The organism is Alphaproteobacteria bacterium (assembly GCA_039980135.1).
In the GTDB taxonomy this organism is placed as follows: Bacteria; Pseudomonadota; Alphaproteobacteria; order UBA6615; family UBA6615; genus UBA8079.
Map to the genome: position 1 here is coordinate 98385 of JBDXCV010000011.1, position 26691 is coordinate 125075.

The 26691-nt window shown below is 62.2% G+C and carries 23 protein-coding genes and 1 other RNA gene; 12 read left to right on the forward strand and 12 right to left on the reverse strand.

Going from position 1 to position 26691, the window contains the following annotated elements:
- Positions 1-11 precede the first annotated feature (11 nt).
- The 3 genes from ABJ363_15115 to ABJ363_15125 form a co-directional block, all read right to left on the reverse strand.
- Positions 12-749, reverse strand: coding sequence for a TerB family tellurite resistance protein (locus ABJ363_15115; GenBank protein MEP4380325.1), 738 nt, complete (start codon positions 747-749; stop codon positions 12-14).
- 98 nt (positions 750-847) lie between these two features.
- Positions 848-1306, reverse strand: a complete 459-nt coding sequence (locus ABJ363_15120; GenBank protein ID MEP4380326.1) for a hypothetical protein — start codon at positions 1304-1306, stop codon at positions 848-850.
- 48 nt (positions 1307-1354) lie between these two features.
- Positions 1355-1765 (reverse strand): hypothetical protein, encoded by a 411-nt coding sequence (locus ABJ363_15125; protein MEP4380327.1) that lies wholly within the window; start codon positions 1763-1765, stop codon positions 1355-1357.
- Between the two features lie 163 nt (positions 1766-1928).
- On the opposite strand from ABJ363_15125, the gene ABJ363_15130 reads away from it, so the two are divergent.
- Together ABJ363_15130 and ABJ363_15135 are read left to right on the forward strand one after the other, a co-directional pair.
- Positions 1929-5573: a hydantoinase B/oxoprolinase family protein gene (locus ABJ363_15130; protein ID MEP4380328.1), complete on the forward strand. Its 3645-nt coding sequence runs from the start codon at positions 1929-1931 to the stop codon at positions 5571-5573.
- Positions 5570-6763, forward strand: a complete 1194-nt coding sequence (locus tag ABJ363_15135) for a multidrug effflux MFS transporter (GenBank protein MEP4380329.1) — start codon at positions 5570-5572, stop codon at positions 6761-6763. The genes ABJ363_15130 and ABJ363_15135 overlap by 4 nt, the downstream gene beginning before the upstream one ends.
- On the opposite strand, the gene ABJ363_15140 is transcribed toward ABJ363_15135, so the two are convergent.
- Entirely contained in the window at positions 6760-7665 is a 906-nt protein-coding gene (locus ABJ363_15140) for a DMT family transporter (GenBank protein ID MEP4380330.1), read from the reverse strand. The genes ABJ363_15135 and ABJ363_15140 overlap by 4 nt on opposite strands.
- Here ABJ363_15140 and ABJ363_15145 point away from each other — a divergent pair.
- The gene (locus tag ABJ363_15145) at positions 7658-7798 is read left to right on the forward strand and encodes a hypothetical protein (GenBank protein ID MEP4380331.1); all 141 of its coding nucleotides are present in this window, start codon (positions 7658-7660) and stop codon (positions 7796-7798) included. The genes ABJ363_15140 and ABJ363_15145 overlap by 8 nt on opposite strands.
- On the opposite strand, the gene ggt is transcribed toward ABJ363_15145, so the two are convergent.
- Positions 7795-9549: a gamma-glutamyltransferase gene (gene ggt / locus ABJ363_15150; protein MEP4380332.1), complete on the reverse strand. Its 1755-nt coding sequence runs from the start codon at positions 9547-9549 to the stop codon at positions 7795-7797. The two genes, ABJ363_15145 and ggt, sit on opposite strands and share 4 nt — an antisense overlap.
- Positions 9550-9757: 208 nt before the next feature.
- Here ggt and ABJ363_15155 point away from each other — a divergent pair, with 208 nt between their 5' ends.
- Positions 9758-13465, forward strand: coding sequence for an AsmA family protein (locus ABJ363_15155; GenBank protein ID MEP4380333.1), 3708 nt, complete (start codon positions 9758-9760; stop codon positions 13463-13465).
- 39 nt (positions 13466-13504) lie between these two features.
- On the opposite strand, the gene ABJ363_15160 is transcribed toward ABJ363_15155, so the two are convergent.
- The 5 genes from ABJ363_15160 to ssrA form a co-directional block, all read right to left on the reverse strand.
- Positions 13505-13744, reverse strand: a complete 240-nt coding sequence (locus ABJ363_15160; protein MEP4380334.1) for a ribbon-helix-helix domain-containing protein — start codon at positions 13742-13744, stop codon at positions 13505-13507.
- Entirely contained in the window at positions 13741-15135 is a 1395-nt protein-coding gene (fumC, locus tag ABJ363_15165) for a class II fumarate hydratase (GenBank protein MEP4380335.1), read from the reverse strand. The genes ABJ363_15160 and fumC overlap by 4 nt, the downstream gene beginning before the upstream one ends.
- Before the next feature lie 70 nt (positions 15136-15205).
- Positions 15206-15574, reverse strand: a complete 369-nt coding sequence (locus tag ABJ363_15170; protein MEP4380336.1) for a TfoX/Sxy family protein — start codon at positions 15572-15574, stop codon at positions 15206-15208.
- A gap of 10 nt (positions 15575-15584) precedes the next feature.
- Entirely contained in the window at positions 15585-16136 is a 552-nt protein-coding gene (locus ABJ363_15175) for a ClpXP protease specificity-enhancing factor SspB (GenBank protein ID MEP4380337.1), read from the reverse strand.
- Between the two features lie 152 nt (positions 16137-16288).
- Positions 16289-16623: a transfer-messenger RNA gene (ssrA, locus tag ABJ363_15180) on the reverse strand.
- Between the two features lie 116 nt (positions 16624-16739).
- Between ssrA and ABJ363_15185 the strand changes: the two genes are divergently transcribed.
- Positions 16740-17534 carry a thymidylate synthase gene (locus ABJ363_15185; protein MEP4380338.1) on the forward strand — a complete coding sequence of 265 codons (795 nt, stop codon included), beginning with the start codon at positions 16740-16742 and terminating at the stop codon, positions 17532-17534.
- A gap of 4 nt (positions 17535-17538) precedes the next feature.
- Positions 17539-18018 (forward strand): dihydrofolate reductase, encoded by a 480-nt coding sequence (locus ABJ363_15190; GenBank protein ID MEP4380339.1) that lies wholly within the window; start codon positions 17539-17541, stop codon positions 18016-18018.
- Positions 18019-18036: 18 nt separating this feature from the next.
- On the opposite strand, the gene ABJ363_15195 is transcribed toward ABJ363_15190, so the two are convergent.
- Together ABJ363_15195 and ABJ363_15200 are read right to left on the reverse strand one after the other, a co-directional pair.
- Positions 18037-18486, reverse strand: a complete 450-nt coding sequence (locus ABJ363_15195) for a YHS domain-containing (seleno)protein (protein MEP4380340.1) — start codon at positions 18484-18486, stop codon at positions 18037-18039.
- 369 nt (positions 18487-18855) lie between these two features.
- Positions 18856-19983 carry an Mrp/NBP35 family ATP-binding protein gene (locus ABJ363_15200; protein ID MEP4380341.1) on the reverse strand — a complete coding sequence of 376 codons (1128 nt, stop codon included), beginning with the start codon at positions 19981-19983 and terminating at the stop codon, positions 18856-18858.
- Positions 19984-20167: 184 nt separating this feature from the next.
- On the opposite strand from ABJ363_15200, the gene hflK reads away from it, so the two are divergent.
- The 6 genes from hflK to miaA all read left to right on the forward strand — a co-directional run bounded on the left by hflK (position 20168) and on the right by miaA (position 26589).
- Positions 20168-21319 (forward strand): FtsH protease activity modulator HflK, encoded by a 1152-nt coding sequence (gene hflK, locus ABJ363_15205; protein MEP4380342.1) that lies wholly within the window; start codon positions 20168-20170, stop codon positions 21317-21319.
- Positions 21316-22218, forward strand: coding sequence for a protease modulator HflC (gene hflC / locus ABJ363_15210; protein MEP4380343.1), 903 nt, complete (start codon positions 21316-21318; stop codon positions 22216-22218). The genes hflK and hflC overlap by 4 nt, the downstream gene beginning before the upstream one ends.
- A 6-nt stretch (positions 22219-22224) precedes the next feature.
- Positions 22225-22440 (forward strand): DUF2065 domain-containing protein, encoded by a 216-nt coding sequence (locus ABJ363_15215; GenBank protein ID MEP4380344.1) that lies wholly within the window; start codon positions 22225-22227, stop codon positions 22438-22440.
- 246 nt (positions 22441-22686) lie between these two features.
- Positions 22687-24207: a DegQ family serine endoprotease gene (locus tag ABJ363_15220; protein ID MEP4380345.1), complete on the forward strand. Its 1521-nt coding sequence runs from the start codon at positions 22687-22689 to the stop codon at positions 24205-24207.
- A 175-nt stretch (positions 24208-24382) separates the two neighbouring features.
- Positions 24383-25624, forward strand: a complete 1242-nt coding sequence (locus tag ABJ363_15225) for a DUF1015 family protein (GenBank protein ID MEP4380346.1) — start codon at positions 24383-24385, stop codon at positions 25622-25624.
- Positions 25625-25635: 11 nt separating this feature from the next.
- On the forward strand, positions 25636-26589 hold the full coding sequence (gene miaA / locus ABJ363_15230) for a tRNA (adenosine(37)-N6)-dimethylallyltransferase MiaA (protein ID MEP4380347.1): 954 nt from the start codon (positions 25636-25638) through the stop codon (positions 26587-26589).
- The last annotated feature ends 102 nt before the right edge of the window (positions 26590-26691 follow it).

Sequence of the window (26691 nt, forward strand, 5' to 3'; positions counted from 1 at the left end):
ATCGGGCGTTGCTACTTGATCCCGCGCGCGGCGCAAATCTTGTCGTAGGCGGCGTTGATCGTCGCCAGTTTCTCGTTGGCGACCTCGACGAATTCCTCGGGCATGCCCTGGGCGATCAGCGTGTCGGGATGGTTCTCGCGCACGAGCTTGCGGTAGGCGGATTTGATGGCGTCGTCGTCGGTATCGTGGCCGACACCGAGGATGGTGTAAGGGTCGGCCGCGTCCGGTCCCATATTCCCTTCGCGGATCCGCGCAAAATCCCCGTCGGTAAAACCGAAAATCGCCGCCACGCTGGCCAGATAGGCCAGTTCGTCGTCATGGACCTCGCCGTCCGCCTTGGCGATGATGAAAAGGCAGTTGAGCAATTCCTCGAGCACAGCAGGGTTGTCCCGGAACATGCCGGCAACCTGCTTCGCATAGGGCTCGTATCCGGCAACGGACTTGCGCGCCATGTTGAAGATTTTGGCAACGTTCGAGGATTCCTCGGGTGCGACCTTGAAGACGCGGCGGAAGGCGCGGATCTCGTCCGGTGTGACCACGCCGTCGGCCTTTGCGAGCTTCGCACCCAGCGCGATCACGGCGATGGTGAAGCCGATCTGCTTGGTCGGATCGCCGCCGGTCTCTTCGGCCGCAGCGCCGCTACGGTGGGAATCGTAGATGTGCCCGGCGACCCCGCCCAGCAACGCGCCCAGCGGGCCGCCAAGCGCGAACCCGGCCGCACCACCCAATACCTTGCCCCAAATGCTCATGGGAGACGTTTAGCGGAAACCGCGCGCCGATGGAACGGCACAAGCATAGACAGCTCTATAGGAGAACGGTGTTCAAATGCAGAATCCTCTGGTTGGGCCTATTCGAGATTATGTCCGACTGCAGCAAGCCGCTGGCGGGCTGCTGCGACGACTTCATCGGAAAACTTGCTCGAATGACGAACGACAATCGCCTCGCCCGTCAACTCCGGCATTCCACGTTCGACTAGCATGTCGAAGCCCGTTGTTTGCTTTCCAAATGCCCAGTCCTCGAGTGTGTCCATAACGCCGACGCGAGTGACCTTCTGTCGCGTTCGAGTAAGCTTCGTAGTTCTTCCGCGCTCCTCGCTAAGAGCGAATTCGAACGCGTGTACCGTCGTCCAAAAATCATGCTCCACCGTTCCAGGTTCTGCTTCGGGCACTATGGAGATGAGTTTTCGAAATGCTGCTTCTTCTACTTCTGCGGCACCCTGTTCCCGTGCGTTTTTGATAATTGTTTTGAGCGACTTCTGGTCACTTGTGGATTGTATGTGCTTTAGGATTTTCGAATGATCTAGCATTTCTTGAGGCCCTCGTGTGTTTCCGGCAGTGCAGGGAGAAAAGAGTGGTTAACCTCTAAGTTCTGCGATGGAGCGTGTGGCGCCATCGGGGGTTCGGTATTTCCAATTTCCGTTCCAGACATTTTCCATGCCTGCGACTATTGATGCGTTGAGTTGGTTTAACGTCGGGAATTCGACTTCTGTGTCAGAGCGAACCCATGAGCCCCCACGGGCTTCGGCGCTGTATTCGCGACGTTTGTAATTTCGGAATACTCGAAAACCTTCTGGAAAGTGGACACCGTTGCGAACGTCGTAAACGCCGCCTTCGGAATCTCGGTCGGTTTGCGTGCTGGAAGACGCAGAGCTCGGTTCACAACCAAATGTCCTGCGAAGAATCTCGTCCTCAGTATTTTCTCCGGTCTTCCTGTGAGCCCAGATCGCGGCGAAAACGTCCATAGAAACGCTGATATTTCTTTGCATGGCTATATCTCCTTGTTCGTTGAATAGCATAAATAGCAAAAAGTGCTTATAGTTTCAATAATACAATAATAAGCAAATTTTAATATGCTCTACCCGCCGGCCACCGGCCTTTGACTTTCGCCGTGTGACAAACCAGTCTGCCGGCAAATATCGGGGATAGTTCATGGCGGGTGACGAACCCATACGCGCAGCCGATCGCTGGCACTTCTGGATCGACCGGGGCGGCACGTTTACCGACATTGTCGGGCGGGCGCCGGACGGGTCATTGCGCACGCATAAATTGCTTTCGGAGAATCCCGAGCATTACGCCGACGCCGCGGTGCAGGGCATTCGCGACCTGCTTGAGCTGGGCGCCGGCGACGCGATTCCATCCGGCCTGATCGGCGCCGTGAAGATGGGGACGACCGTCGCCACCAACGCGCTGCTCGAACGCAAGGGCGACCGCACGGCGCTGGCGATCACGCGGGGCTTCCGCGACGCGCTGCGCATCGGCTACCAGGCCCGCCCGCGCCTGTTCGACCGGCACATCATCCTGCCCGAGCAGCTTTATGAAACCGTCGTGGAGATCGACGAGCGGGTGAACGCGAAGGACGAGGTGGTCGTGCCGTTCGATGCGGCCGGCGCGCGGGCCGGCTTGCAGGCGGCGTATGACGACGGCATTCGCGCCGTCGCGATTGCGTTCATGCATGGCTATCGGGTGCCGGACCACGAGAAGGCCTGCGCCGAGATTGCGCGAGAGATCGGCTTCACCCAGATCTCCGTCAGCCACGAGACGAGCCCGCTGATCAAGCTGGTCGGGCGGGGCGATACGACTGTGGTCGATGCCTATCTCTCGCCGATCCTGCGCCGCTATGTCGACCGGGTGGCCGACGAGCTGGGCGATGTGAACCTGATGTTCATGCAGTCGAATGGCGGGCTGACCGACGCACACATGTTCCAGGGCAAGGATGCGATCCTGTCGGGCCCCGCGGGCGGCGTTGTGGGCGCCGTACAGGTGAGCGAGGCGGCCGGGTTCGAGCGCATGATCGGCTTCGACATGGGCGGCACCTCGACCGACGTGACCCATTACAACGGCGAGCTGGAGCGCGCCTTCGAGACGCTGGTTGCCGGCGTGCGGATGCGCGCGCCGATGATGCAGATACACACGGTTGCGGCGGGTGGCGGTTCGATCTGCTCGTTCGACGGCGCGCGCTACCGTGTCGGCCCGGAAAGCGCGGGCGCGGACCCGGGGCCCGCCAGCTATGGCAAGGGCGGTCCGCTGACGGTCACCGATTGCAACGTGATGCTGGGGAAATTGCAGCCCGAGCATTTCCCCTCGGTCTTCGGGCCGGGTCAGGATTCACCGCTGGATGCCGGCGCCGTGCGCGCGAAGTTCGCGGCCCTGACCGATGACATCCGAACGGCGACCGGCGACACGCGCAGCCCGGTCGAGGTGGCCGAAGGCTTCCTCAGGATTGCGGTCGAGAACATGGCCAACGCGATCAAGAAGATTTCCGTTCAGCGCGGGTACGACGTGACCCGCTATACGCTGTGCGCGTTTGGCGGTGCGGCCGGCCAGCACGCTTGTCTGGTCGCCGACGCGCTGGGCATGACCCGGGTTTTGCTGCATCCGTTTGCGGGCGTGCTGTCGGCCTATGGCATGGGGCTGGCCGATATCCGCGCGCTGCGCGAGCAATCCGTCGAGGCCCCGCTGGGTGGTGCAGTGGACAAAGGGGTCGCGCGTATCCTGGAGCAACTGGCCGATGCGGCGCGCGACGAGGTGTCGGGTCAGGGCGTCGACGATGCACGCATCACGGTCCGCCGACGCCTGCACCTGCGCTACGAGGGGACCGACACCTCGCTGGAGGTGGACTTCGCCGGTGCGCCGGAAATGGCGGACAGTTTTGCCGAGACGCACCGCCAGCGATACGGCTTCACCATGCCCGAGAAGGCCCTGATCGTGGAGACGGCGGCCGTGGAGGCGATCGGCGTATCGGACCAGAGCGCCGATGCGGATCTGGCACCGGATGTGACGGGGGACGCGACCGCCGTCGATCAGGTGACGGCGCACATGGATGGCGCGGCACACAAGACGCCCGTCTATGAACGCGACGCGCTGGCACCCGGCGTCTCCATCGACGGCCCGGCGATCATCAGCGAGGCCGTGGCGACGACGATCATCGAGCCGGGCTGGCGCGCGGCGATGACCGAACGTGGTGATCTGGTGATCGAACGGGTCGTGGCGGCGGACCGGGTCGCGGCGATCGGCACCGACGTGGACCCGGTGATGCTCGAGGTCTTCAACAATCTCTACATGTCGATCGCCGAGCAGATGGGCGTGACCCTCCAGAACACGGCCTATTCGGTGAACATCAAGGAGCGGCTGGATTTCTCCTGCGCGATCTTCGCACCCGACGGAAATCTTGTCGCCAATGCTCCCCATATGCCGGTGCATCTGGGGTCGATGTCGGAGAGCATCCGCGTGGTGATCCGCGAGAACGCCGCGCGCATGGCGCCCGGCGATGTGTACATGCTCAATGCGCCCTACAACGGCGGCACCCATCTCCCCGACGTGACTGTCATCACGCCGGTGTTCGATGATGCGGGGCGAGACATTCTGTTCTACGTCGGCAGCCGCGGGCACCATGCGGACATTGGCGGGATATCGCCCGGCTCCATGCCGCCGGATTCGCGGACCATCGACGACGAGGGCGTGCTCATCGACAATTTCAAGGCCGTCGATGCGGGCACGTTCCGCGAGGACGCGATCCGTGAATTGCTCGGCTCGGGCGCGCACCCGGTGCGCAATCCGGATCAGAATGTGGCCGACCTCAAGGCCCAGATCGCGGCCAATGAAAAGGGCGTGTCGGAGCTGCGCCGGATGGTCGATCAGTTCGGGCTGGAGACGGTCCACGCCTATATGGGCCACGTGCAGGACAATGCCGAGGAATCAGTGCGCCGTGTGCTCGACGTGCTGCGTGACGGGTCGTTCGTCTACCCGCTCGACAACGGGGCGGAGATACATGTCGCCGTTTCGATCGACCGGGTCACCCGCAGTGCGCGGGTGGACTTCACCGGCACCAGCGCCCAGCTCGAAAGCAATTTCAACGCGCCGACGGCGATTGCCCGGGCGGCCGTGCTGTATGTGTTCCGGACCCTTGTCGACGACGAGATCCCCATGAACGAGGGCTGCCTCAAGCCGATCGAGATCGTCATCCCGCAACGTTCGATGCTGGCACCGGAGTATCCTTCCGCCGTGGTCGCCGGCAACGTGGAGACCAGCCAGGCGCTGACCGACAGTTTGTACGGCGCGCTGGGTGTGATGGCGGCGGCCCAGGGCACCATGAACAACTTCACCTTCGGCAACGCACGGTATCAGTATTACGAGACGATTTGCGGCGGCTCGGGTGCGGGGCCGGACTTCGACGGCACCTCGGCGGTGCACACCCACATGACCAACTCGCGGCTGACCGATCCCGAGATCCTCGAATGGCGTTTCCCCGTGTTGCTCGAGAGCTTCGAGATTCGCGCGGGATCGGGCGGTGCGGGACAGCATGTTGGTGGCGACGGCGCGCGCCGCTGTGTGCGGTTCCTGGAGGATATGGATGTCATGATCCTGGCCAACCATCGCGAAATCGCGCCCTATGGGCTGGCCGGCGGTGCCACTGGTGCGGTGGGCCGCAACTGGCTCGAACGGGCCGATGGCACTTGCGTGGAAATGTCCGGCACCGACCGGACCCGGGCCGGGCCGGGAGATGTGTTCGTGATCGAGACGCCGGGTGGCGGTGGCTATGGGCCGCCCGAAGGCCAGGTTTTGGCTGCAGGGTGACGCCGCCCGCCAACACCAGGATGCTGATCGGCGTTCTCGCGGTGATTGCCGCGCTGGGGCCGCTGGCGATGCAGATCATCCTGCCGGTTCTGCCGGTCATGCAGGATGCGTTCATGGCCAGCGCGGGCACCGTGCAATATGTGCTGTCGCTCGCCTTGTTCACGATTGCATTTGCGACCTTGGTCTATGGCCCGGCGTCGGATCGCTATGGACGACGGCCGGTGCTGCTGGTCGGGTTGGTGATCTTCCTGCTGGGGTCAATCGTGAGCGCGTTCGCGCCGACGATCGAGCTGGTTATTGTCGGTCGGGTAATCCAGGCCGTGGGCGGTGCGGCCGGGATGGTGGTCAGCCGCGCCATCATCCGTGATCTGTATGACCGGGACACCGCAGCGCGATTGATGGCCTACATGATCACCGCGCTCGTTGTGGCACCGATGGTCTCGCCCCTGATTGGTGGGTTGCTCAACGACGCCTTCGGCTGGCGCGCGGTTTTCATCTTCTCGGGCGTCGTCGGCATCGTGGTGCTGGCGTTGGCGCTGCCGCAGGTGCCGGAGACACTTCAGCCAGGTGCTTCCGCCCAGACCTTCCGCGGCATGCTCTCGGGATTCGCCGTGCTGCTGCGGGTGCCGGCCTTTGTCGGCTACGCCGGACAGGTCGGGTTCGGCATGGGCATGTTCATGGCGTTTCTCGGTGCCGCCCCGTTCGTGATGATCGATGTCCTGCAACGGCCCCCGACCGAGTTCGGTCTGTTTTTCGTCCTGATTTCTGCCGGCTTCATGAGCGGGACATTCCTGACGGCGCGGCTTGGCCAGCGGGTCGGGCTCGACCGGATGATGCGCGTCGGAAGCGGTCTCGCGGTCGCCTTCGGGACCGTCATGCTTGGTTTCGTGCTGGCAGGTATCTGGTCGCCCTGGACGATCTTCCTGCCGGGCATGGGAATGGCGTTCGCCAATGGCCTGTCCATGCCCAACGCCCAGGCCGGGGCGGTCAGCATCAGCCCGCGCTTCGCCGGGACCGCGTCCGGACTTCTCGCCTTCCTGCAGATGCTCGTGGGCGCGGGCTTCGCACAACTTGCGGGAATGGTTCAGGATGACACGCCATTGCCGATGGCCGTGGTCATGTTGACGGCCTCGACGCTTGCGTTCCTGTGTGCGGTCTTCCTCACCCGGGTCGGCGCGGACAAAAACTAGCGTTTGCCGACTTTCTGTCGACGGTGAAAGATGCGCCCGTCAATGACCGCGAGGCCAACCGCGATGAGGGCCAGTCCCGCGATATGCGACAGCGAGAGATTCTCTCCCAGAATTACCACCCCGAGCAGGATGGCGGAAACGGGGATCAAGAATGTGACGAGAAGCAGGTTTGTCGCGCCGGCAGATGCCAGGATACGAAAGTACAGGACATAGGCGATGGCGGTAGACAAGATCGCCAAACCCAGGATTGCCGCCCATGTGCCCGAGCCTGGCAATGGGAGCACCAGCGGGTCCTCGAGAATGAAAGCGATCGGCAGAAGCAGCAGAGCCGAGGATGTGGTTTGCCCCGCCGCGGTTACCACGGGATCCACGCCCATGGTCTGGAACCTGCGCCCGTAGACACCCGCGAACGCATAGGCGAGCGCGGCGGCGAGCACGGCAAGTTGCGCCAGGACTCCGACGCCCAAACCGGTGATCGCGGAAGGCCCGACGATCAGAACGCAACCGGTGAAGCCGAACATGACACCGATAAGTTTCGCTGAGGTAGCGCGCTCATCAGACAATAAGAGACTGGCGACGATCACCGTAAATAACGGCGTGGTTGCGTTAAGAATTGACGCCAGTCCGGAAGCGATTTCCGTTTGTCCCCAGGTTATCAGGGAGAAGGGGATGGCGTTGTTGAGGATGCCCATTCCCAGAAAAGCAAGCCAGACGTCGCGTTCTCGGGGCAGGGGCCGGCCCGTCAAAATGACAAAAGCCCAGAGGGCGGTGGCCGCAAGCGCGACGCGCAAGGTGACGGTCGTGAACGGCGGAAGTTCCTTGATGGCCACTTCGACGAAAAAGAATGAACCGCCCCAAAGAACCGACAATGTCACGAGCATTGTCCATTCGCGCATGCCCATGCGTGTCTTGATGGGGGAAATGGTCAATGTGGCGGTCCGCAAATATGGCTCGGGAACGCGTCACTATCCCATCGCGCTGATCCCGTCATTCCGTTTCTTGCGCAACGATCTTGGATTCGCGCATGCGTTCTAGTCCCCGCGCGCGACGCCTTCGCGCCGCGGGTCTGCGCCGCCGCGCAGTTTCCCATCGACGACCTCGATGCCATGCAGGCCGCTGTTGAGATCGCGCACCCGTGTCGTGTGACCAAGTGCCCTGAATGCCGGCACAAGTTTCACGGCACCGGTGCCGGTCTCGAAATCCGTCGCGCCGTTGCGGTTGACCACATGTCCCAGATCGATGGCTGCCTGAATGTCGAGGCCCCAATCCAGCACCGCGATCAATGTCTTGGCGACATAGCCGATGATGCGGCTGCCGCCCGGAGACCCCACCACCAGACGAAGCGAACCGTCCGCGTTGAACACCAGGGTCGGGGCCATCGAACTGCGCGGACGCTTGCGCGGTTCCACCCTGTTCGCCACCGGCTGCCCGTCCTTGCGCGGGAGGAACGAGAAATCGGTGAGTTCGTTGTTCAGGAGGAAACCCCGCACCATCAACTGGGAGCCGAACGCGCCCTCGATGGTCGTTGTCATGGAGACGGCATTGCCGGCGCTATCGACGATCGAGATATGGCTGGTGCCGGGCCGGCCGTTCTGATTGTCCGGCGCGCGCCCGGGCGCGGGTGCACCGGGGGGAAGCCCGTGAACGACAGGCGGCAGGATGGAGGTGTTCCGGCGGATAAAACCGGCGCGTTTCGCAACATATGCCGGATCGAGCAGTCCCGCTTCCGGGACCGGAACGAAATCACCGTCGGTCATGTACTGATTGCGGTCGGCGAATGCGAGTTTCGAGGCCTCCGCCAGCAGGTGCCAACTCTGCGGATCGTCGGGTCCCATGCCGGGCAGATCGAACGCGGTCAGCATGCCGAGGGTTAGCCCGACGGACAGCCCACCGGAACTTGGCGGTCCCATACCGCAGACCCGGTAGCTGCGATAGCCGTGACACACCGGCGCCCGGCGGATGACGTCATAGGATGCGAGGTCCGCCAGTGCGAGGCGTCCCGGGTTGCCGGGGGCGTCGCGAACGGCGGCGACGATATCTTCGGCGATCACGCCCGTGTAGAAGGCCCGGGGACCGCGCTCGGCGATGGCGATCAGGGTTTCGGCGAAGGCCGGGTTCTTCCTTAAAGTGCCCGCACGCAGGGGTTCGCCGTCGGGAAAGAAATATTGTCGCGCTTCGGCGTAGGTTCGGAGCCGCTGGCCGCGTTCGCTGGCGAGCAGCTTTGCGAGCCTGGGCCCGACGATGAACCCCTCCCGGGCGAGGTGAATCGCCGGCGCAAACAGTTCCGGCCAGGTCAATTTCCCGTGTTCCTGAAACAGGCGGGCCAGCACGGCGACGGTGCCCGGCGTGCCGACCGAATGGCCGCCCACGACGGCGTCACCGAATTTCATCGGCGTGCCGTCGGCGGTCAGGAAAAGGTCTGGTGTGGCGGCGATGGGGGCCGTTTCTCGCCCGTCAAAGGCGACGGTACGGTTCTTGGCGGCGTCATAAAACAGCAGAAACGCGCCGCCGCCGATGCCGGAGCTTTGGGGTTCCACCAGATTGAGAACGAGCTGAACGGCGATGACGGCATCCGCCGCGCTTCCGCCACGGCGCAGCATTTCGAGGCCCGCCGCGACGGCGTCGGGGTGGGCGGCCGCGACCATGTGACGTTTCGCGGTTGCGAGCTTTTTTGTGGACCAGCCGGATGAATCTTCCGGTTGGTTCTGCTGGCCACTTGCGGGCGCCGCCGCCAACGCCCACATGAAGGTCAGTGCATAAAGCAACGTGCAACGAAAACGCATCATCCCAACAAGCTGCCATGGAATCGACGGCAGGCCCAACTGTGCGCGTTGTCACATCTTCGCCATTCCATTTGCGCTCATATGGTGCGTGGTTCGGTTTGCGTCCCACAGGCTGATATTTTAGCTTTCGAACGCGGCGCAATCCGGGCATGACAAAGGACTGGCGCGCTTGATGCGCATGCGCGCCCTAGAAAACTGGAGACGCCGTCTCGTGCGAAAACTAATCATTGGCATTTCTGTTCTGGTCGTCGTTGTGATTGCGGCTGCATTTGTGGGCCCGCTTTTTGTCCCGGCGGATTCGATAAAGGCAGATATCTCCCGGGAAGTGGCGAAGGCCACCGGTCGTGATCTTGCAATCGATGGGTCTTTGAAGTTCCGCATACTGCCGGCGCCAGGCGTCTCGGCCACGAATGTGCGGTTGTCGAATGCCGCGGACGGCAGCGCGCCGGATATGCTGCGCCTGAAGGCAGCTGTCGTCGAGGTCGCGCTGTTCCCGTTGATCACGGGAAACATACAGATCAGCCGTATCGTGCTTTCGCAGCCCGATGTCCTGCTCGAGACATATGCGGACGGGTCGAACAACTGGACGTTTGTGCCGGCGCCGGATGATGCGCCGGGTGCGGGTGGTGTCTCAGTCGGGGCAACAGACGGCGAGACGGGCACGTCGCAAGCGCCGGCCGTACGCTTCGACAATGTCGTGGTTGATGGCGGTACGCTGGTTTTCAGGACACCAGACAGCACCGAGCGTGTGGAGAAGATCAACGTCTCGCTGGGTGCGGCGAGCCTGAAAGGTCCGTTCCGCGCCGATGGTACCGTCATCGCGCGCGGAATTTCGGTCGGCGTTGACGCTGCTGTCGGCGAGTTCGTGGAAGATCGTGCGACGCCCGTCAACCTGAAGATTACAACCGGCGGGGCCGAGATCGGCTATTCGGGCGCTCTCGCGGGGACGCCCGACGCCGCACGCCTGTCCGGGCAGGTCGAGGTGCGCGCGGAGGATCTGTCGGCGCTGATCGCCGCCGTTTCCGACGGGCCGGCACCGGTGGCTCTCAAGGGCAAGTCGCTTGAGGTTGACGGGACATTGGCCGCCAGCCAGGAGGCGATCTCGATCGATGATCTTGCGTTGCGGCTGGGCGACGATTCCGCAACCGGTGCGGTCGATGTGGTCCTTGGTGACAAACCCTCTGCGGCCGTTGTTCTGAACCTGGCACAACTGGATCTGGACCGGCTTCTTGCTGCAACGCCGAAGTCGGGTGCCAGGGAGAACGGTTCGGGCGCAACCTCGGCAGCAGGGGGGAGCACTGCATCCAAGAAATCCGCGCCGGGTGAAGCCTCGAGCGGCGCGGGGTTTGCGCTCCCAACCGGAATTTCGGCAACACTGGAAGCCAAGATCGATGCGGTCGTTTATCGCGGCGGTGTCGTTCGCCAGGTTCTGCTCAACACAGAACTGGCCGATGGCAGCGTGACGATATCGCAGGCTGCGGCGCAGTTTCCCGGCGGCGCGAACGCATCCGTGATCGGGTTCGTATCGACGGCGGATGCGGCACCGAAGTTCGAGGGCCAGGCCGAATTGTCCGCCGATGATTTCCGGGCGTTCTTGCAATGGGCTGGAATCGATGTCGCGACCGTGCCGCAGGATCGCCTGCGCAAGATGACCGGCTCTGTATCGGTCAACGCGACCCCCGAAAATGTCACGCTCACGGATATCGATGTCAGTGTCGACGTTTCGCGGTTGCGGGGCGGCGTGGCCATTGCCGTACGCGAACGCCTCGGCCTCGGTATCGGGCTTTCACTCGACAAGTTCAATGCCGACGCTTATTTGCCGGGTCCGACCGCGCAGGCACCGGATAAATCCGGTGCGCCGACGGGCGGTCCGGCCGCCAACGCCGCCGCTGACGGCAGGCCGAAAGCCGGTAACGCCGGGTCGACCGGGCTGGCCGCGCTCGACAAGTTCGATGCCATCCTCCAGCTGAAAGTCGGCGAGGTGGTTGTACGCGAACAACGCCTGAGCGGGATCAATCTGGATGCGACGTTGCAGGGCGGCAGCCTCGAACTGCGCGACATGTCCGTCGAGAGCCTTGCCGGCGCGAATGCTTCCGTAAGTGGGCGCCTCGACGGTCTCGCGAGTGCGCCGAAAGCCGATGTGGCGATCAAACTGGACGCGCGCGACGGGGACCGTCTGCTCGCGCTGGCCGGGGTCGATGCGCCGGCGAAACTCGGTGCGACAAAGCTCAGCGGCACACTTCGGGGGGATATGCAAAACCTCGAGGTTGACGTGACCCTCGATGCATTGGGCGCCAGCATGCGGACGGCGGGAAGTTTGGGTGTCCTGGCCGTGCCACCGCGTTACGACATTCGGATGGACATCAGACATCCCGACGCTGCCGGATTTGCTGCGCGGATTCGCGGCGAAAACGGTGCCGGAGGGCCCAAACTGGGCGCGCTGGCGGCCAACGCAAGCCTGCGCGGCGACCTGACGGCAAGCGATATCGACACGACGATCGGCGTCGGACCCGGTGAGGTCAGCGCGCGCGGTCGGCTGACCGATCTCGCCTCCGGCAGCCCGCGCGGCAATCTCGCAATCAGTGCGGCCCACCCGGACATGGTGGCCTTCGCACGGTTGCTTGCACCCGGCTACAACCCGGCAAAACCCGACCTCGGGCCGTTCGCCATGAAGACGGACCTGGCGCTTGCTGAAAACTCCATGACCCTCTCGAATTTCGCCGGGAAAGCGGGTCCTGTCGACTTCAAGGGCAACGCGCAGGTCGCGACGGGCGGTCCACGGCCCAATGTGGTGGCAAGCCTGGAGACGAGCGAAATTGTCGTTGATTCGTTCCTGCCGGCGCAAAAGGGGGCCGCCGCTTCCAATGCGCGCGCCGGCGGCGCTTCGGCTCCCGGCGTGGCGTCGGGGCGCGGTTCGGCATCCGGCGCCGGCGGGCAACGCTGGTCGCGTGAACCGATCGAGCTGTCCGGCCTCCGGGCCGCCGACGCGGATATCAAGCTTTCCGCGCCCGCGATCACCTACACCAACATTCGCGTCGATCAGCCGCGATTCTCGATCAAGCTCGATGACGGCGTTCTGGACCTCACCGAATTGTCGGGCAAGGCGTTTGGCGGCGGGTTCAACATGACGGGCCAGGTCGCGGCGGGTGATGTGCCGACCATGCGTTATGCGATGCGGGTCGAGAATGCCGATGCCGCAAAATTCCTCGGTGAGGGTGAGGGCGCGGGTGGCGAGCGCGGCGTGATGTCTGTACTCGACCTTCTGTTCCCGGTTTCGGACGTCAAGCTTGCGTCGGGTCGGCTGGGCGCGGACCTGGATGTGACGTCACGCGGGCGGAGCGAATTCGAGATGATTTCCAATCTCGCCGGCAAAGGTGCCATGCGATTCACTGATGCGGTGGTCGAGGGAATCGATGTTTGTCAGATCAGCAACCAGCTCGATCGGCTCAACGGTATCGAGGGATTCCTCGGACTCGCTTCATCGGGTCGCGGGGGGCAAACCAAGATCGCAAATTTCGACGGGCGGTTTGATTTGGCCAACGGTATCGCAACCTTGCCGCAACAGCAGATCAATGCGGATTGCGCGGCGGTGGCGTTCAGCGGCACGACCAACCTGCCGGCCTGGACGGTGGATATTCGCGCGCGCGCCGGGTTCCCGGCGCATCCTGAATTTGCTGGTGTGGTTGTCGAGCAGAAAGGCCCGCTCGATGCCCCCAACACGCGGCTGGTCAACGTCAACGAGATCAACCAGTTCATTGTCGGCAAGGCTGCCGGATCGATCCTGCGCAAGCTGCTGCCGGGTGGAAATCAGGAACAGGCACCACCCGCAGCCGACGGGAACACCACCCAGCAGCCCGCACCGAGCAAGCCGGAAGACCAGTTCAAAAACTTGCTGGAAGGCCTGATACGCGGCCGTTGACTGGATTAGAAACCGGGTCGGAGTCAGCCGGCTGGCGCGCTACTTGCGCAGATCGTGCAGGACGAACACACGAATCGCGCTCGACAGGCTGCCGTCGCGTTCGCGGTCGATTTCCGTCACGAGTTCATTGACGGAAATTCGGCGCGCCTTGGCGACCGAGCGCAGATGGTCCCAGAAAACATTTTCGAGGGACACACTTGTCCGGTGCCCGGCGACGACGACGGATCGCTTCTTGTTCGCCGACTGGCGCGGCAGGGTATCGACAACGTTGCTGATCATGACGGCTTGATCATGTTCTCCGGTTTGACCCACTCATCATACTGCTCGGCCGTGAGCAGGCCCAAGTCAATTGCGGCGGCTTTTAGGGTACTACCGTCTGAAAATGCCTTTTTCGCAACCTTCGCGGCATTATCGTACCCAATATGCGGGTTCAGCGCGGTCACAAGCATCAGGGACTGGGCCATGAGTTCGGCGATGCGATCATGGTTGGCCTCGATTCCGTCCACGCAACGATCGGTGAAGCTGCGGCAGGCGTCACCCAGCAGCCGGGCCGAGCGCAGCACGTTGAAGATGATCACAGGCTTGAACACATTCAGCTCGAAATGACCGTTGCTGCCCGCGACGGTCACCGCGACATGGTTGCCCATGATCTCGGCCGACACCATGGTGAGCGCCTCGCACTGGGTGGGGTTGATCTTGCCGGGCATGATGGATGAGCCGGGCTCGTTTGCGGGCAGACTCAACTCGCCGATGCCGCTGCGCGGACCGGAGCCGAGAAACCGGATGTCGTTGGCGATCTTCATCGCGGCAACCGCGCCCACGTTCAGGGCACCGGACGCGGCGACGAGGGCGTCGTGGGCGGCCAGGCCGGCGAACTTGTTGGCCATCGTCTCGAAGGGTTTGCCGGTGATCGCGGCGACTTCCTCGGCGAAGCGCTCGGCGAACCCAACCGGCGTGTTCAGGCCCGTGCCGACGGCCGTGCCACCCTGTGCCAGTTGCAGCAGGTCAGGCGTTGCGCGTTCGATACCGGCGATGACCCCGTCGATCTGGGCCGCGTAGCCTGAAAATTCCTGGCCCAGGGTAAGCGGAGTCGCGTCCTGGGTATGGGTGCGACCGATCTTGATTACATCCGCGAACTTCGCAGCCTTGGCTTCGAGCGCGTCCTTGAGGTGGGTGAGCCCCGGAACCAGGCGGTCCTGGAATTCGATGGCCGCAGCGATATGCATCGCGGCGGGGAAGGTGTCGTTCGAGGATTGGCTGCGATTGACATGGTCGTTGGGGTGGACCGGAGACTTGTCGCCGGGCTTGCCGCCGAGAATCTCGTTCGCGCGGTTCGCGATCACCTCGTTGGCATTCATGTTCGACTGGGTGCCGGAACCTGTCTGCCAGACGACCAGCGGGAAATTGTCATCGAACTTGCCGTCGATGACTTCCTGTGCTGCCTCGATCACGGCATTGGCGACCTCAGGCTCAAGCTGCCCGAGCGCGAGATTGGCTTTCGCGGCCGCCTGCTTCTGAATCCCCAATGCGCGCACCAGCGCGGTGGGCATGCGGTCGTCGCCGATCGGGAAATTCTCGATACTGCGCTGGGTCTGGGCGCCCCAATATTTGTCGGCCGGGACAGCCACTTCGCCCATCGTGTCGCTTTCGGTGCGGGTCTCGTTCGTCATCACTTCCTCCGGGTTCGGCGCGCATTATCGTCGCCGGACGGCATAGGTAAAGGCCTAACCCCTGTGGGTATCAGGATTTGCGGGGTTTCTTTTTCGCCTGGGTGCGGTTCGCCGCGGCGAGTGCCATATGTGCCCATGGGCGCAGCGCGTCGATATCTTCGGCCGCATCGTCAGGTGCGGTCACATAGGACATTTCGACCGGCTTGCCGCCCTTGTCGTAGGTGAAGGATTCGCAGCCGGCTTCGAGGAATGCCGGTTTGGTCTCCCCGTCGACCTTGAGATAGAGCGTCTCGTCGGCGATCAATGCGAACATGACGCCGTCGCAAAAGATGCCATGCCCACCGAACATCCGACGCAGGCGCGTGCCCTGATCAAACGGGGCACCGACGCTGGTCAGTAAATCGCGGGCGTGCTCGGCGAATTCCTGGCCTTGTGGCATTGGCGCATTTCTACTTTTTTCGGAATTGATCCAGGTTGACGACTTCGGCGCTGTCCGCATCATCTTGCGGGGTCTCTTCGGCGCGCGCATCGTCGGCGTCGCCGTCGGTTTTGCCGTCCTCGGCTTCGCTCGCCGTGGTCATGTTGTCCGGCACGGGGACCAGGTCGCCCTCGGAGCGAACGGCCGGCACCATGACACTGCTTCCCGTTTCGACGTTGAACTGAAGCCCGAATTTGACCGACGGATCGACGAAGGCCGACAGGGCCGCGTAGGGAACGCGCAACTCAGCGGGGCGGTTCTTGAAGCTCAGGGTGATCGAAAAGAAGCTGTCTTCGACAACAAGGTCCCAGAACTGATGCTGCATCACGATGGTCATCTCTTCGGGATATTGATCCTGAAGATAATCCGGGATCGAAACGCCGGGCGCCTGGGTGCGGAAGGTCAGATAAAAATGATGGTCACCGGGAAGCCCCTCATGGAGGGTCCTGGTCAACGCCTCGCGGACAACGCCCCGGAGAGCGGTTTCCACCATCTGATCGTATCGCATCTGGTCGTCGGTCATGATCACGAACTGGAAGCGCGCCCGGTTGGGCGCTGGTCAATAATTATGAGAGGTGAATATCGTGCACCGGGGCCCGAAGAGCAACGGTTTGCCTGACAAGTATCTCGCGAACATGTGGATGCAATGGTGATGGGCGACCGTTGATGAAGGCAAGTGGGGGGCTTCTGTTGCCCGGTGCCCCCCGAACCGCGCTTGTTAACGCTTATTAAGCGGCAACAGCGAAGGTTTCAACATTGTCGTTGGCACCTATGAATATGGCCCGATGTCGGTGGTACCATGCCGGACGAAAGTTCAGCCTTTACGCGCCCGTCGATCCTGTTTCGCCCCCATTCCGGTCATGGCATAAGCCATGAAACGCCGAGATAAATGGTGGAGGCGCCGGGTACTGCCCCCGGGTCCGAACGTTTATTGCGCAAAACGTTTATCGCCATAGTCGGGTAAACCCGACGCCCCATTATATAGGGCCGGCGCGGGAAAAACGAAGGGCTAAGCTGGGTTATCCCCGTTGGCCCGGTTTTTCACAGGGTGTCGCGGATATCCGCGACTCGTGTTGCAGACTAGGTTTGGCCCGTTACGTAAGCCCGATCCGAGGCCTGAGACCCGATGCAGCAATATCTCGATCTGATGCGACATGTTCGCGACAACGGCGCCGAGCGGACCGACCGCACGGGAACCGGGACCTTGTCCGTGTTCGGTCACCAGATGCGCTTCGATCTCAACGCCGGCTTCCCGCTGGTGACGACCAAGAAGATACATATGAAGTCGGTGGTCTATGAACTGCTCTGGTTTCTCAAGGGTGACACGAACATCCGGTATCTGAACGAGAACGGGGTTTCGATCTGGAACGAATGGGCCGATTCCGACGGCGACCTCGGGCCCGTCTACGGTCACCAGTGGCGATCCTGGCCGGCACCCGATGGCAACCGGATTGACCAGATAACGAATTTGCTCGACCAGATTCGGCATCGGCCGGATTCGCGCCGCCTGATCGTGTCGGCCTGGAATGTCGCGGATGTGGACACGATGGCCCTGCCGCCATGCCATTGCCTGTTTCAGTTCTACGTGGCGGACGGCAAACTTTCCTGCCAGCTCTATCAACGCAGCGCCGACATTTTCCTCGGCGTCCCGTTCAACATCGCGTCCTATGCATTGCTCACGATGATGGTGGCGCAGGTCGCGAACCTGGAGGTCGGCGAATTCATCCACACATTCGGCGATGCGCATCTTTACCTGAACCATCTCGAACAGGCCGATGCACAGCTCGAGCGGGAACCCTATGCGTTGCCTCAGCTAACCCTGAACCCGGACGTCCATGATCTGTTCGCGTTTGACTATGACGATTTCACACTCGACGGGTATCGGTTCCACCCGCATATCCCGGCGAAGGTCGCGGTCTGAACCGGTGCGTATATCGCTGATCGTTGCGATGGCCGAGAATGGCGTGATCGGCCGTGACGGCGGTCTGCCCTGGCGTATCCCGGCCGATCTTAAGTTTTTCAAGGAAACGACGATCGGCCATCCGATCGTGATGGGGCGCAAGACCCACCAATCGATCGGGCGCGCATTGCCGGGGCGCACGAACATCGTGATCACGCGCGACAAGGGTTTTTCGGGTGAAGATATTGCCGTCGTCGGCGACCTTGATGCCGCGATTTTGGCCGCCGGCAATGCGGATGAGGTGATGGTGATCGGCGGCGCGCAGATTTATGAACTGGCGCTGCCGCGCGCGGAACGAATTTACCTGACGGAAGTGCATATCGCGGCAGATGGCGACACGCGGTTTCCCGAACTCGATCACGACGCATGGCGCGAGACGGCGCGGGTCGATCATCCGGCCGACGGTGAGACGCCTGCGTTCAGTTTCGTCACCCTCGAACGCTAGACCTCGAACTCGGGACCGCTAGCTGCCGTCGCGCAGCCCCGGCCAGTTGCGGTCACCCGACGCGATGTTGCCGGCCTTGTCGAGGGCCCAGCGCGCGCGCACGATCTTCGAATAATTCAGATACAGCTTGCCGTCCCGGATCGACCATGCGTCGGGGTCGGTTGTGGCGGTATAGCCTTGTGCCACGGCCCAGGCGCAGTAACCGCCATATTGCGGGGCGAATTTCTCGGGCGTGGCGTTGAACTTGTCGCGGTTCGCGGCCGACACGAATTGCCAGGTTGCGCCTTGATAGGAGGCGCTGTGCGCCGGGTCGCCCTTGACCGGTTTTTCGTCGGTGAAATAAGCCACCGGATCATAGCCGTGGATGGCGGCCCCCCCGGCGGAGAATACGGGCTCGACCGCAAGGGCCGGCACGCTGAACAAAAGACCGATAAGCAGGAAGGTTGCCGTACGGGTGACAATTCGCATCCGGATTCTCCCGATTGTGGGTTGCAATACGCTTCATAAACACGCGTCGCGCAGAAATCATTCCGACATCGGCACAACAAATTCAATTGTCTTCTGGGATGCGCGGGAAATGAAATCCGCCGGGCCGGAGACCATTTGGTGCCGGCCATTTTGGGGGGCAAGGTGGCCGGCGGCCTGCGGGGCACGGCCAAACTCCGACCCGGCGGTTTCGCGATGCGGGCTTTTGTTCAGGGACCCGCCTCTGGTCACTAGTTGGGGCGAAACAGGGTGTTCGACAAGGCACGAAGATGTGTCGTGCGATCAACTAACTGCGACCGCGAAGGCGCGGTCGTGCGAGGCGGCATCGCCCCGCAGGCCCGGCAGGCCGCTTTATTCGATGGAGATGCTGGGCGCCGGACGAGTGGTTGCCGAAGATAGCTTCGCCAACACGGCCGACGCGAGATCCCGGTAGGCCGCCGCGTGCGGGCCATCGGGTTCGCTCGCCGTGATCGGTTGTCCGGAATCCGACGTCACCCGAATTGCGACATCGAGCGGAATTTCGCCCAAGAACTCGCAACCGAGCCGATCGGCTTCGGCGCGCGCACCGCCATGGCCGAAGATATCCGTCTGTTCGCCGCAATTCGGGCAGATGAACATGCTCATATTCTCGACGATGCCGAGCACCGGCACATTGACCTTGGCAAACATGTTCATGCCCTTGCGGGCATCGATCAGCGCGATGTCCTGCGGGGTCGAGACGATCACCACGCCGGCCAGCGGGACCCGCTGCGCCATCGTCAACTGCGCATCGCCGGTTCCCGGCGGCATGTCGACGATCAGCACGTCGAGCGCACCCCATTCGACCTCACGCATCATTTGTTCCAGCGCCCCGATCACCATCGGGCCACGCCAGACCATCGCCGTGTCTTCGGGCACCATGAATCCCATCGACATGACTTTCACGCCATGCGCCTCGAGCGGGGCGATCTTCTTGTTGGCCAGAGGCTTGGGTTTCTCGGTAACGCCCAGCATGCGGGGCAGCGACGGCCCGTATACATCCGCGTCGAGAATGCCGACCCGCTGGCCCAGCGAGGCGAGGGCGACGGCGAGGTTCACAGCCGTGGTTGATTTGCCGACCCCGCCCTTGCCGCTGGCTACGGCGACGATCGCACCGACATCCGGCAGCAGCGATGCGGCGGGTGCAGGGTTGGCACGTGGCGCCGGTTTCGCGGCGACATCGGCTGCTTCGGGGCGTGCTGCCGGGGCCGCATTGTGGGCGGTGAGAACCGCGGAAACGGACGATACCCCGTCGAGCGCAAGGACTGCGCGTTCGGCGGCTTTGCGTAACGGCTCCATCCGCTCCGCGTCCGCCGGATCGATCTCGATCGCGAAACCGATATTGCGCTCCTTGATCACCATGCCCGAGACCATGTCGTTCGCGATGATGTCTTTGCCGCTTACCGGGTCGACGACTGTGCGTAGCGCCGCGCGAACATCGTCTTGTGAAAGGGCGGTCATGCTTGAAAACTCCGGCTGTACAGACAATATCGTCTAGGACTGGTCGCCAGGGCGTGATCGCGCTTCACGACATGTTGTGTGATATAAGCCTGAGTGATCGATTTATAAACCCGGCGCGGTGACCGTTTGCCCTCATTTGGCAAACATCTTGTCCGGCGTCAGCTTACTGGTGAAGGAATTTGTGATGCCTTGGAACAGTCAAGGAGGCGGTGGTGGCCCATGGGGCGGCGGCGGCAGTGGCGGCGGCGGTCCATGGGGTGGGCAACGCCCGCCGGGCGGCGGCGGCATGGGCGGCGGACAGCAGCCCAATATTGAAGAGATGCTGCGTCGCAGCCAGGACAAGGTCCGCCGAATTATTCCGGGCGGGTTCGGCAGCGGCCGCGGGATTGGTATCGTCATTTTGATTGTTGTACTGCTCTGGGGCCTGAGCGGCTTCTACCGGGTTCAGGAAAACGAGCGCGGTCTCGAGCTGGTCTTCGGTAAGTGGAATGAGCAAGTGACCGCACCGGGTCTGCGCTGGCGCTGGCCAACGCCGATCGGCGAGGTGTTGACCCCGGCGGTGACGCAGATCAACCGTTTGAACATCGGCTTTCGCGACAGCGAGAATGTCGGCGGCAGGTCCTCCTCCCCGCGCGACATTCTCGGCGAATCCCTGATGCTGACCAGCGATCAGAACATCTCTGATGTCGATTTCACGGTGCAGTGGCGTATCGCTGACCCGGCAGACTATCTGTTCAACATTCTCGCACCGGAAGAGACGGTGAAGGCCGCGGCGGAAAGCGCCATGCGCGAAGTCGTCGGCCAGACGAAGCTTGATGATCTTCTGACCACCGCGCGTGAAGGCGTTCAGGATGATACCCGCATACTCCTGCAGTCGATTCTCGACGGCTACGGTGCGGGCATCAACATCGAGCGTGTCCAGCTTCAGAAAACCGAAGCGCCGCCACCCGTTATCGATGCCTTTAACGATGTGCAACGCGCGCGTCAGGATCAGGAAAGGCTGCAAAACCAGGCCGAGGCCTACCGCAACCGGATCGTGCCGACGGCGCGTGGTGAGGCGGCGGGTCTGCTTGAGGAAGCTGCCGCGTATCGCGAACGGGTCATCAAGGAAGCCCAGGGTGAAGCCGCGCGCTTCGACCAGATCTTCGCGACCTACCAGACGGCACCCGACGTGACCCGCCGGCGTCTTTATATCGAGACGCTGCGTGATGTTCTGGAGGGGGCCAACAAGGTCATCATCGACGAAGGTGCCGGCGGCCAGCAGGGTGTGGTGCCTTACCTGCCGCTGAACGAGATCAATCGCAATCGAACCGAAAACACCGGAGGCCAGCAATGAGCCGCGCAAAACTCGCGATAATCGGCGGTATCATTATTGTCGTCGGTGTGTTGCTGAATTCCGGCCTCTTCACGGTCCGGGAGACAGACCAGGTTCTGGTCCTGCAGCTTGGTGAACACAAACGTACGGTCCGCGATCCGGGCCTGCATTTCAAGGTGCCGCTGATCCAGAATGTCGTGAACTACGACAAACGGGTCCTGAGTGTGGACCCGCCGGCCGAGGAAATGCTGCTGAGCGATCAGAAGCGTATTCTGGTGGATGCGTTCGCGCGGTACCGGATCACCGACCCGCTGAAATTCTTCCAGACCGTGCGGGATGAGCAAATCTTCGGGAACCGGTTCGGCAATATCCTGACCTCGACGGTCAAGGAATTCGTTGCCCAGCGTGAACTCGCGGACCTGCTTTCGGATCAGCGCAACGTCATCATGGAATCGATCCGCGACGGTGTTGCCAACGAGACCGACGGGTTTGGGATCGAGGTCGTCGATATTCGTATCGGGCGGTCGGAGCTGCCGGAAGCGGTGTCGCAAACCGTGTATGAGCGGATGCGCACCGAACGCGAGCGGCAGTCGAACAAGCTGCGCGCCGAGGGCGAAGAGAATGCACGTCGCATTCGTGCCGAGGCGGATCGCCAGCAGGTCGAGATCGTGGCCGAGGCGCAACGTGAGGCCCAGTCCTTGCGGGGCGGTGGCGACGCGACACGCAACGCGATTCTCGGTGAATCCTACGGAAAGGACCCCGAGTTCTTCGAGTTCTTCCGTTCGCTGGAAGCTTACAAGGAGACGTTCGCCAAGGAAGGCACGACGATGGTCCTCTCCCCGAACAGCGACTTCTTCAAGTATTTCGGTGATCTGCAAGGCGGTCGCGACCGTGTCACGGGCCGTCAGGGCGGCAGGTAGCCGGCTATGGGACAACTCCTCATCTGGGGCAGCTTTCTGCTTATCGGCTTCGCGCTGGTCCTGTTGGTGGAGGGCTTGATCTACGCGATGGCACCCAATCTGATGAAGCGCCTGCTGAGCCAGATGAATGTTGTGCCGGAAGCAACGCTGCGGTCCGGCGGCGTCATAGCCGCGGTCGCCGGGTTCGGATTGCTGGTGCTCCTGAAAGTCGTGCAGCTCTGAGTGGTCCGGTTGCATTGCGGTCATTCACGCGAATGTCATGGCGTGAGGCCGCGATGCCGCAAATGTGCCGAAAGGGCGCCCAATTGCGAACATGATTGGGCGCCATATCGGTATCCGGCGGCTCGGGTGCCGCCGTGTTTTCCAGTCTGCCCTTGAACAGCCGGTTCGCATTTCACATATCAAACGGACCGATTACCAAGGGTGCGACGGAAGGCGCAAAATGCCTGGAACGGGAGTAACGGAAAAATGACCTCACAACATCATCAACCATCTCGCGCATTGGTCGGCTGGACAGCCGGCCGTGTCAGTTCGGCGGGCGCATTCCTGATCGGAATTATGCTCGCCATTGCGCTGGTCCTTTCAGCGCAACCGGCCGCCGCACGTTCGGCCCCGGACTCGTTTGCCGATTTGGCGGAACGATTGCTGCCGACGGTCGTGAACATCTCCAGTACGCAGCTGGTGAATCAAGGCCCTGGCCAGGAACGCGGGCCGGATATTCCCCAGGCCCCGCCGGGATCGCCGTTTGGCGACATGTTCAAGGATTTCTTCAATCGCAATCAGCAGGGCGCGCCGCGCCGTGCAACGTCATTGGGCTCCGGGTTCATTGTAGACCCGACCGGTCTGGTCGTGACCAACAACCATGTGATCGACGGTGCCGACGAAATCATGGTCACTCTGTCTGACGATACCCAGCTCAAAGCCGAGTTGGTGGGCCGGGATCCGAAGACGGATCTGGCATTGCTTCGTGTCGAAACGGAACGAGACCTGCCGTTCGTGCCCTGGGGCAATTCAAGCGTAGCCCGTGTTGGCGACTGGGTTGTCGCCATCGGCAACCCGTTTGGTCTCGGCGGTACTGTGACGGCCGGTATTATCTCAGCGCGCCAGCGCGATATCCGCCAGGGACCGTATGACAGCTTCCTGCAGACCGATGCCTCCATCAACCGGGGCAATTCCGGTGGACCGATGTTCAACATGAATGGCGAGGTCATTGGTGTGAACACGGCCATCTTCTCGCCAACAGGCGGCAGTGTCGGGGTCGGTTTTGCCATCCCGTCATCCATCGCCTCGCGGGTCATCGATCAGCTGCGTGACTTCGGCCAGACGCGCCGCGGTTGGCTGGGTGTCCGCATTCAGTCGGTGACCGAGGAGATTGCCGAAAGTATCGCCCTTGAAGGCGGTGCGCGCGGTGCGTTGGTATCGTCTGTAACTGCGGCCGGTCCTGCCGAGAAAAGCGGTATCGAGGCCGGTGATGTGATCCTGACGTTCGATGGCAAGCCGGTGGACACCATGCGCGAGTTGCCGCGTATTGTTGCCGAAACCGATATCGGCAAGAGTGTACCGGTCGAGGTGTGGCGTAATGAGCGTCTGGTGACGGTCGGTGTTCAGATCGGTGAGCTCGAGGAAGAGGTGCCGATCCTCGCGTCTGCCGGCCCGCGTGGTCAGGCGATTGAGCCCGAAGAAGCCGCGATCGACGATATCGGCATCACCGTGACGTCCATTACCGACCAGATGCGGACGCAATTCACGCTGCCGGACGACTTGCGCGGTGTGGTGATCACCGGTGTTGAGGCCGACAGTGCCGCCGCCGAGAAAAGCCTGCGCCCCGGCGACGTGATCGTCGAGGTCAGCCAGGAAGAGGTGAGTACACCGGGCCAGATTGCGGAGAAAATCCGCGAGGCTCGCGACACTGACCGTAGTTCGGTGCTGCTCAAGATCAACCGCAATGGCGACCGCCGGTTTGTCGCGGTCCGGATCAATAAATCCTGACGCAAGAAACCAAATAGGTTTCCTGGATAAGTGACAGCGGCGGCACCTTCGGGTGCCGTCGTTTCTTCTGTTTGAGGAGTCTTTCCCGCACAGATGCTTTCGCCCGCCAATGCAATATGCGATGAGGACGCGCTGAACCGATGTCTTCCACGCACACAAGCAAAGAGTTGCCGATATGAGCGAACGCCTGCTCCACCCGTTTCCCGGATTGCGCCCCGCACCCGGTGCCGCAGAGGATGTTGCTGCGCCGCCCTATGACGTCGTGTCGTTTGATGAGGCCGCCGCCATGGCGAATGGCAGGCCCTGGAGTTTTCTGCATGTGTCGCGGCCCGAGATCGATCTGCCGCCGGGAACGGATTCCCATGCGGATGAAGTCTATGCCAAGGGGGCTTCCAACCTCGCGGCGATGATCGAGGCCGGCGTGCTGATTCGCGACGATGCGCCCTGCTACTACGTCTATCGCATCATCATGGGCGATCACGTCCAGACAGGCCTGGTCGCCGCCACACCCGTGGACGCCTATCTGAAGAACATCGTGCGCAAGCATGAATTCACGCGACCCGACAAGGAAGACGACCGGGTGCGTCAGATTGATGAAGTCGATGCACAAACGGGCCCGGTTCTGGTGGTCCATCAACCGCAGGACGCCATCACCGATATTCTCAAGGAGATCACGGCCCTGGAACCGACCTATGACATCACGCAGCCCGATGGGGTGCGCCATATCATCTGGGCCGTGACGGTGACGGACGATGTTCAGCGGGTGGCAGATGCCTACGCACCCGTGGATGTGTTGTATATCGCCGACGGGCATCATCGCTCCGCCGCCGCGGCGCGTGTCGCTGCCCTGCGCGAGAGCCGCGACACCGTCACGGATGCCCATCAACAGTTCCTGATCGTCGCGTTCCCCACCGACGAGTTGCACATCCTCGACTACAATCGCGTGATCAAGGATTTGAATGGCTTGTCCGAGGAAGATTTCCTTGCGCGGGTGGCGGAGGTCTTTGAAGTGACGCCGTCTTCTGGTGCCGCCCGCCCGGCCCGTCAGCATGATTTCGGAATGTATATTGGTGGCGCCTGGTACGCATTGGCGACGAAGTGTGCGCCCGGGCCTGATGCACCGCCGCTCGAGCGGCTCGACGTGAAGCTCCTGTCGGATAAGCTGCTCGACCCGGTGCTCGGGATTGCCGATCCGCGAACCGATCCACGGATCGATTTCGTCGGTGGAATCCGGGGGTTGGAAGCGTTGGAAGCCCGCGTGGATGGCGGCGACTGGGCGGTGGCGTTCGCATTGTTTCCCACGAGTATCGAGGACTTGATGGCCGTCGCCGATGCGGACGAGGTGATGCCGCCGAAATCGACCTGGTTCGAACCCAAGTTGGCAGATGGCCTGGTTTCCTATCCGCTCGATGTTTGAGTTCGCCACGGATGGCTGAAAAGCCGGTCATCGTGGTTGCGGGGCCGACGGCGAGTGGCAAATCCGGTCTGGCCATGGATATTGCCGAACGTCTCGACGGCACCATCATCAATGCGGACTCAATGCAGGTCTATCGCGACCTGCGGATCCTGACCGCCCGCCCGTCACAGGCCGACGAGGCGCGTGTGCCGCATCTCCTTTATGGAGACCGCGACGCGGCACAGGCCGGTTCCGCCGCCGAGTGGGCCGCCGCCGCGCATGGCGCGCTCCAGTCCACGATCGACGCCGGCCGCCGGCCGATCCTTGTGGGTGGCACGGGCCTTTATCTGAAGGCATTGATGGAGGGTCTGGCGCCCATCCCCGAGGTTCCCGGCGAAATCCGCCAGCGCGCACATGACCGTCGGCTCGAGATTGGCGATGTCGCGTTCCACAACGAACTCGCTACCCGTGATTCCGAAATCGCCGCGCGGCTGCACCCCGGTGACAGTCAACGTGTGTTGCGGGCGTGGGAGGTGGTGGAGGCAACCGGCCGGCCGCTATCCGAATGGCAGAACGAGCCGGCTGTCGCGCCGGACAAGTCATTTCGGGTGATCGTGATTGCGCCGCCGCGCGCCGAATTGTACCGAAATTGCGACAGCAGATTTCTCGACATGATAGAGGCGGGCGCGATCGATGAAGTGAAGGCGCTCGCCGCGCGCGCTGCCAAAGAGGGGCTCAATCCGGCGTTGCCGATCTTCAAGGCCCTGGGATATCCGCCCCTGGCGGCGTATCTGCGCGATGAAACCGATCTGGGTGCAGCCATCATCGCCTCCCAGCAGCAGACCCGGAACTATGCGAAGCGGCAGACAACCTGGCTTCGGCATCAACTGCCGGGGGAACCAGGGGAAGACGGGCAACACCCTCGGATCAATGTATTGAAATATAATTACTCATTTGGTGACGATCTGTTTTCATTTCTGAGTTGACAGCGTATAAATCTTTTCTTAAGTTACCTGTGCGCTTGTAGCGGATGTCGTTGAGAATGCGATATCCGAGCAGCGATTTTTTTATGCCTGGCGTCATTGAAC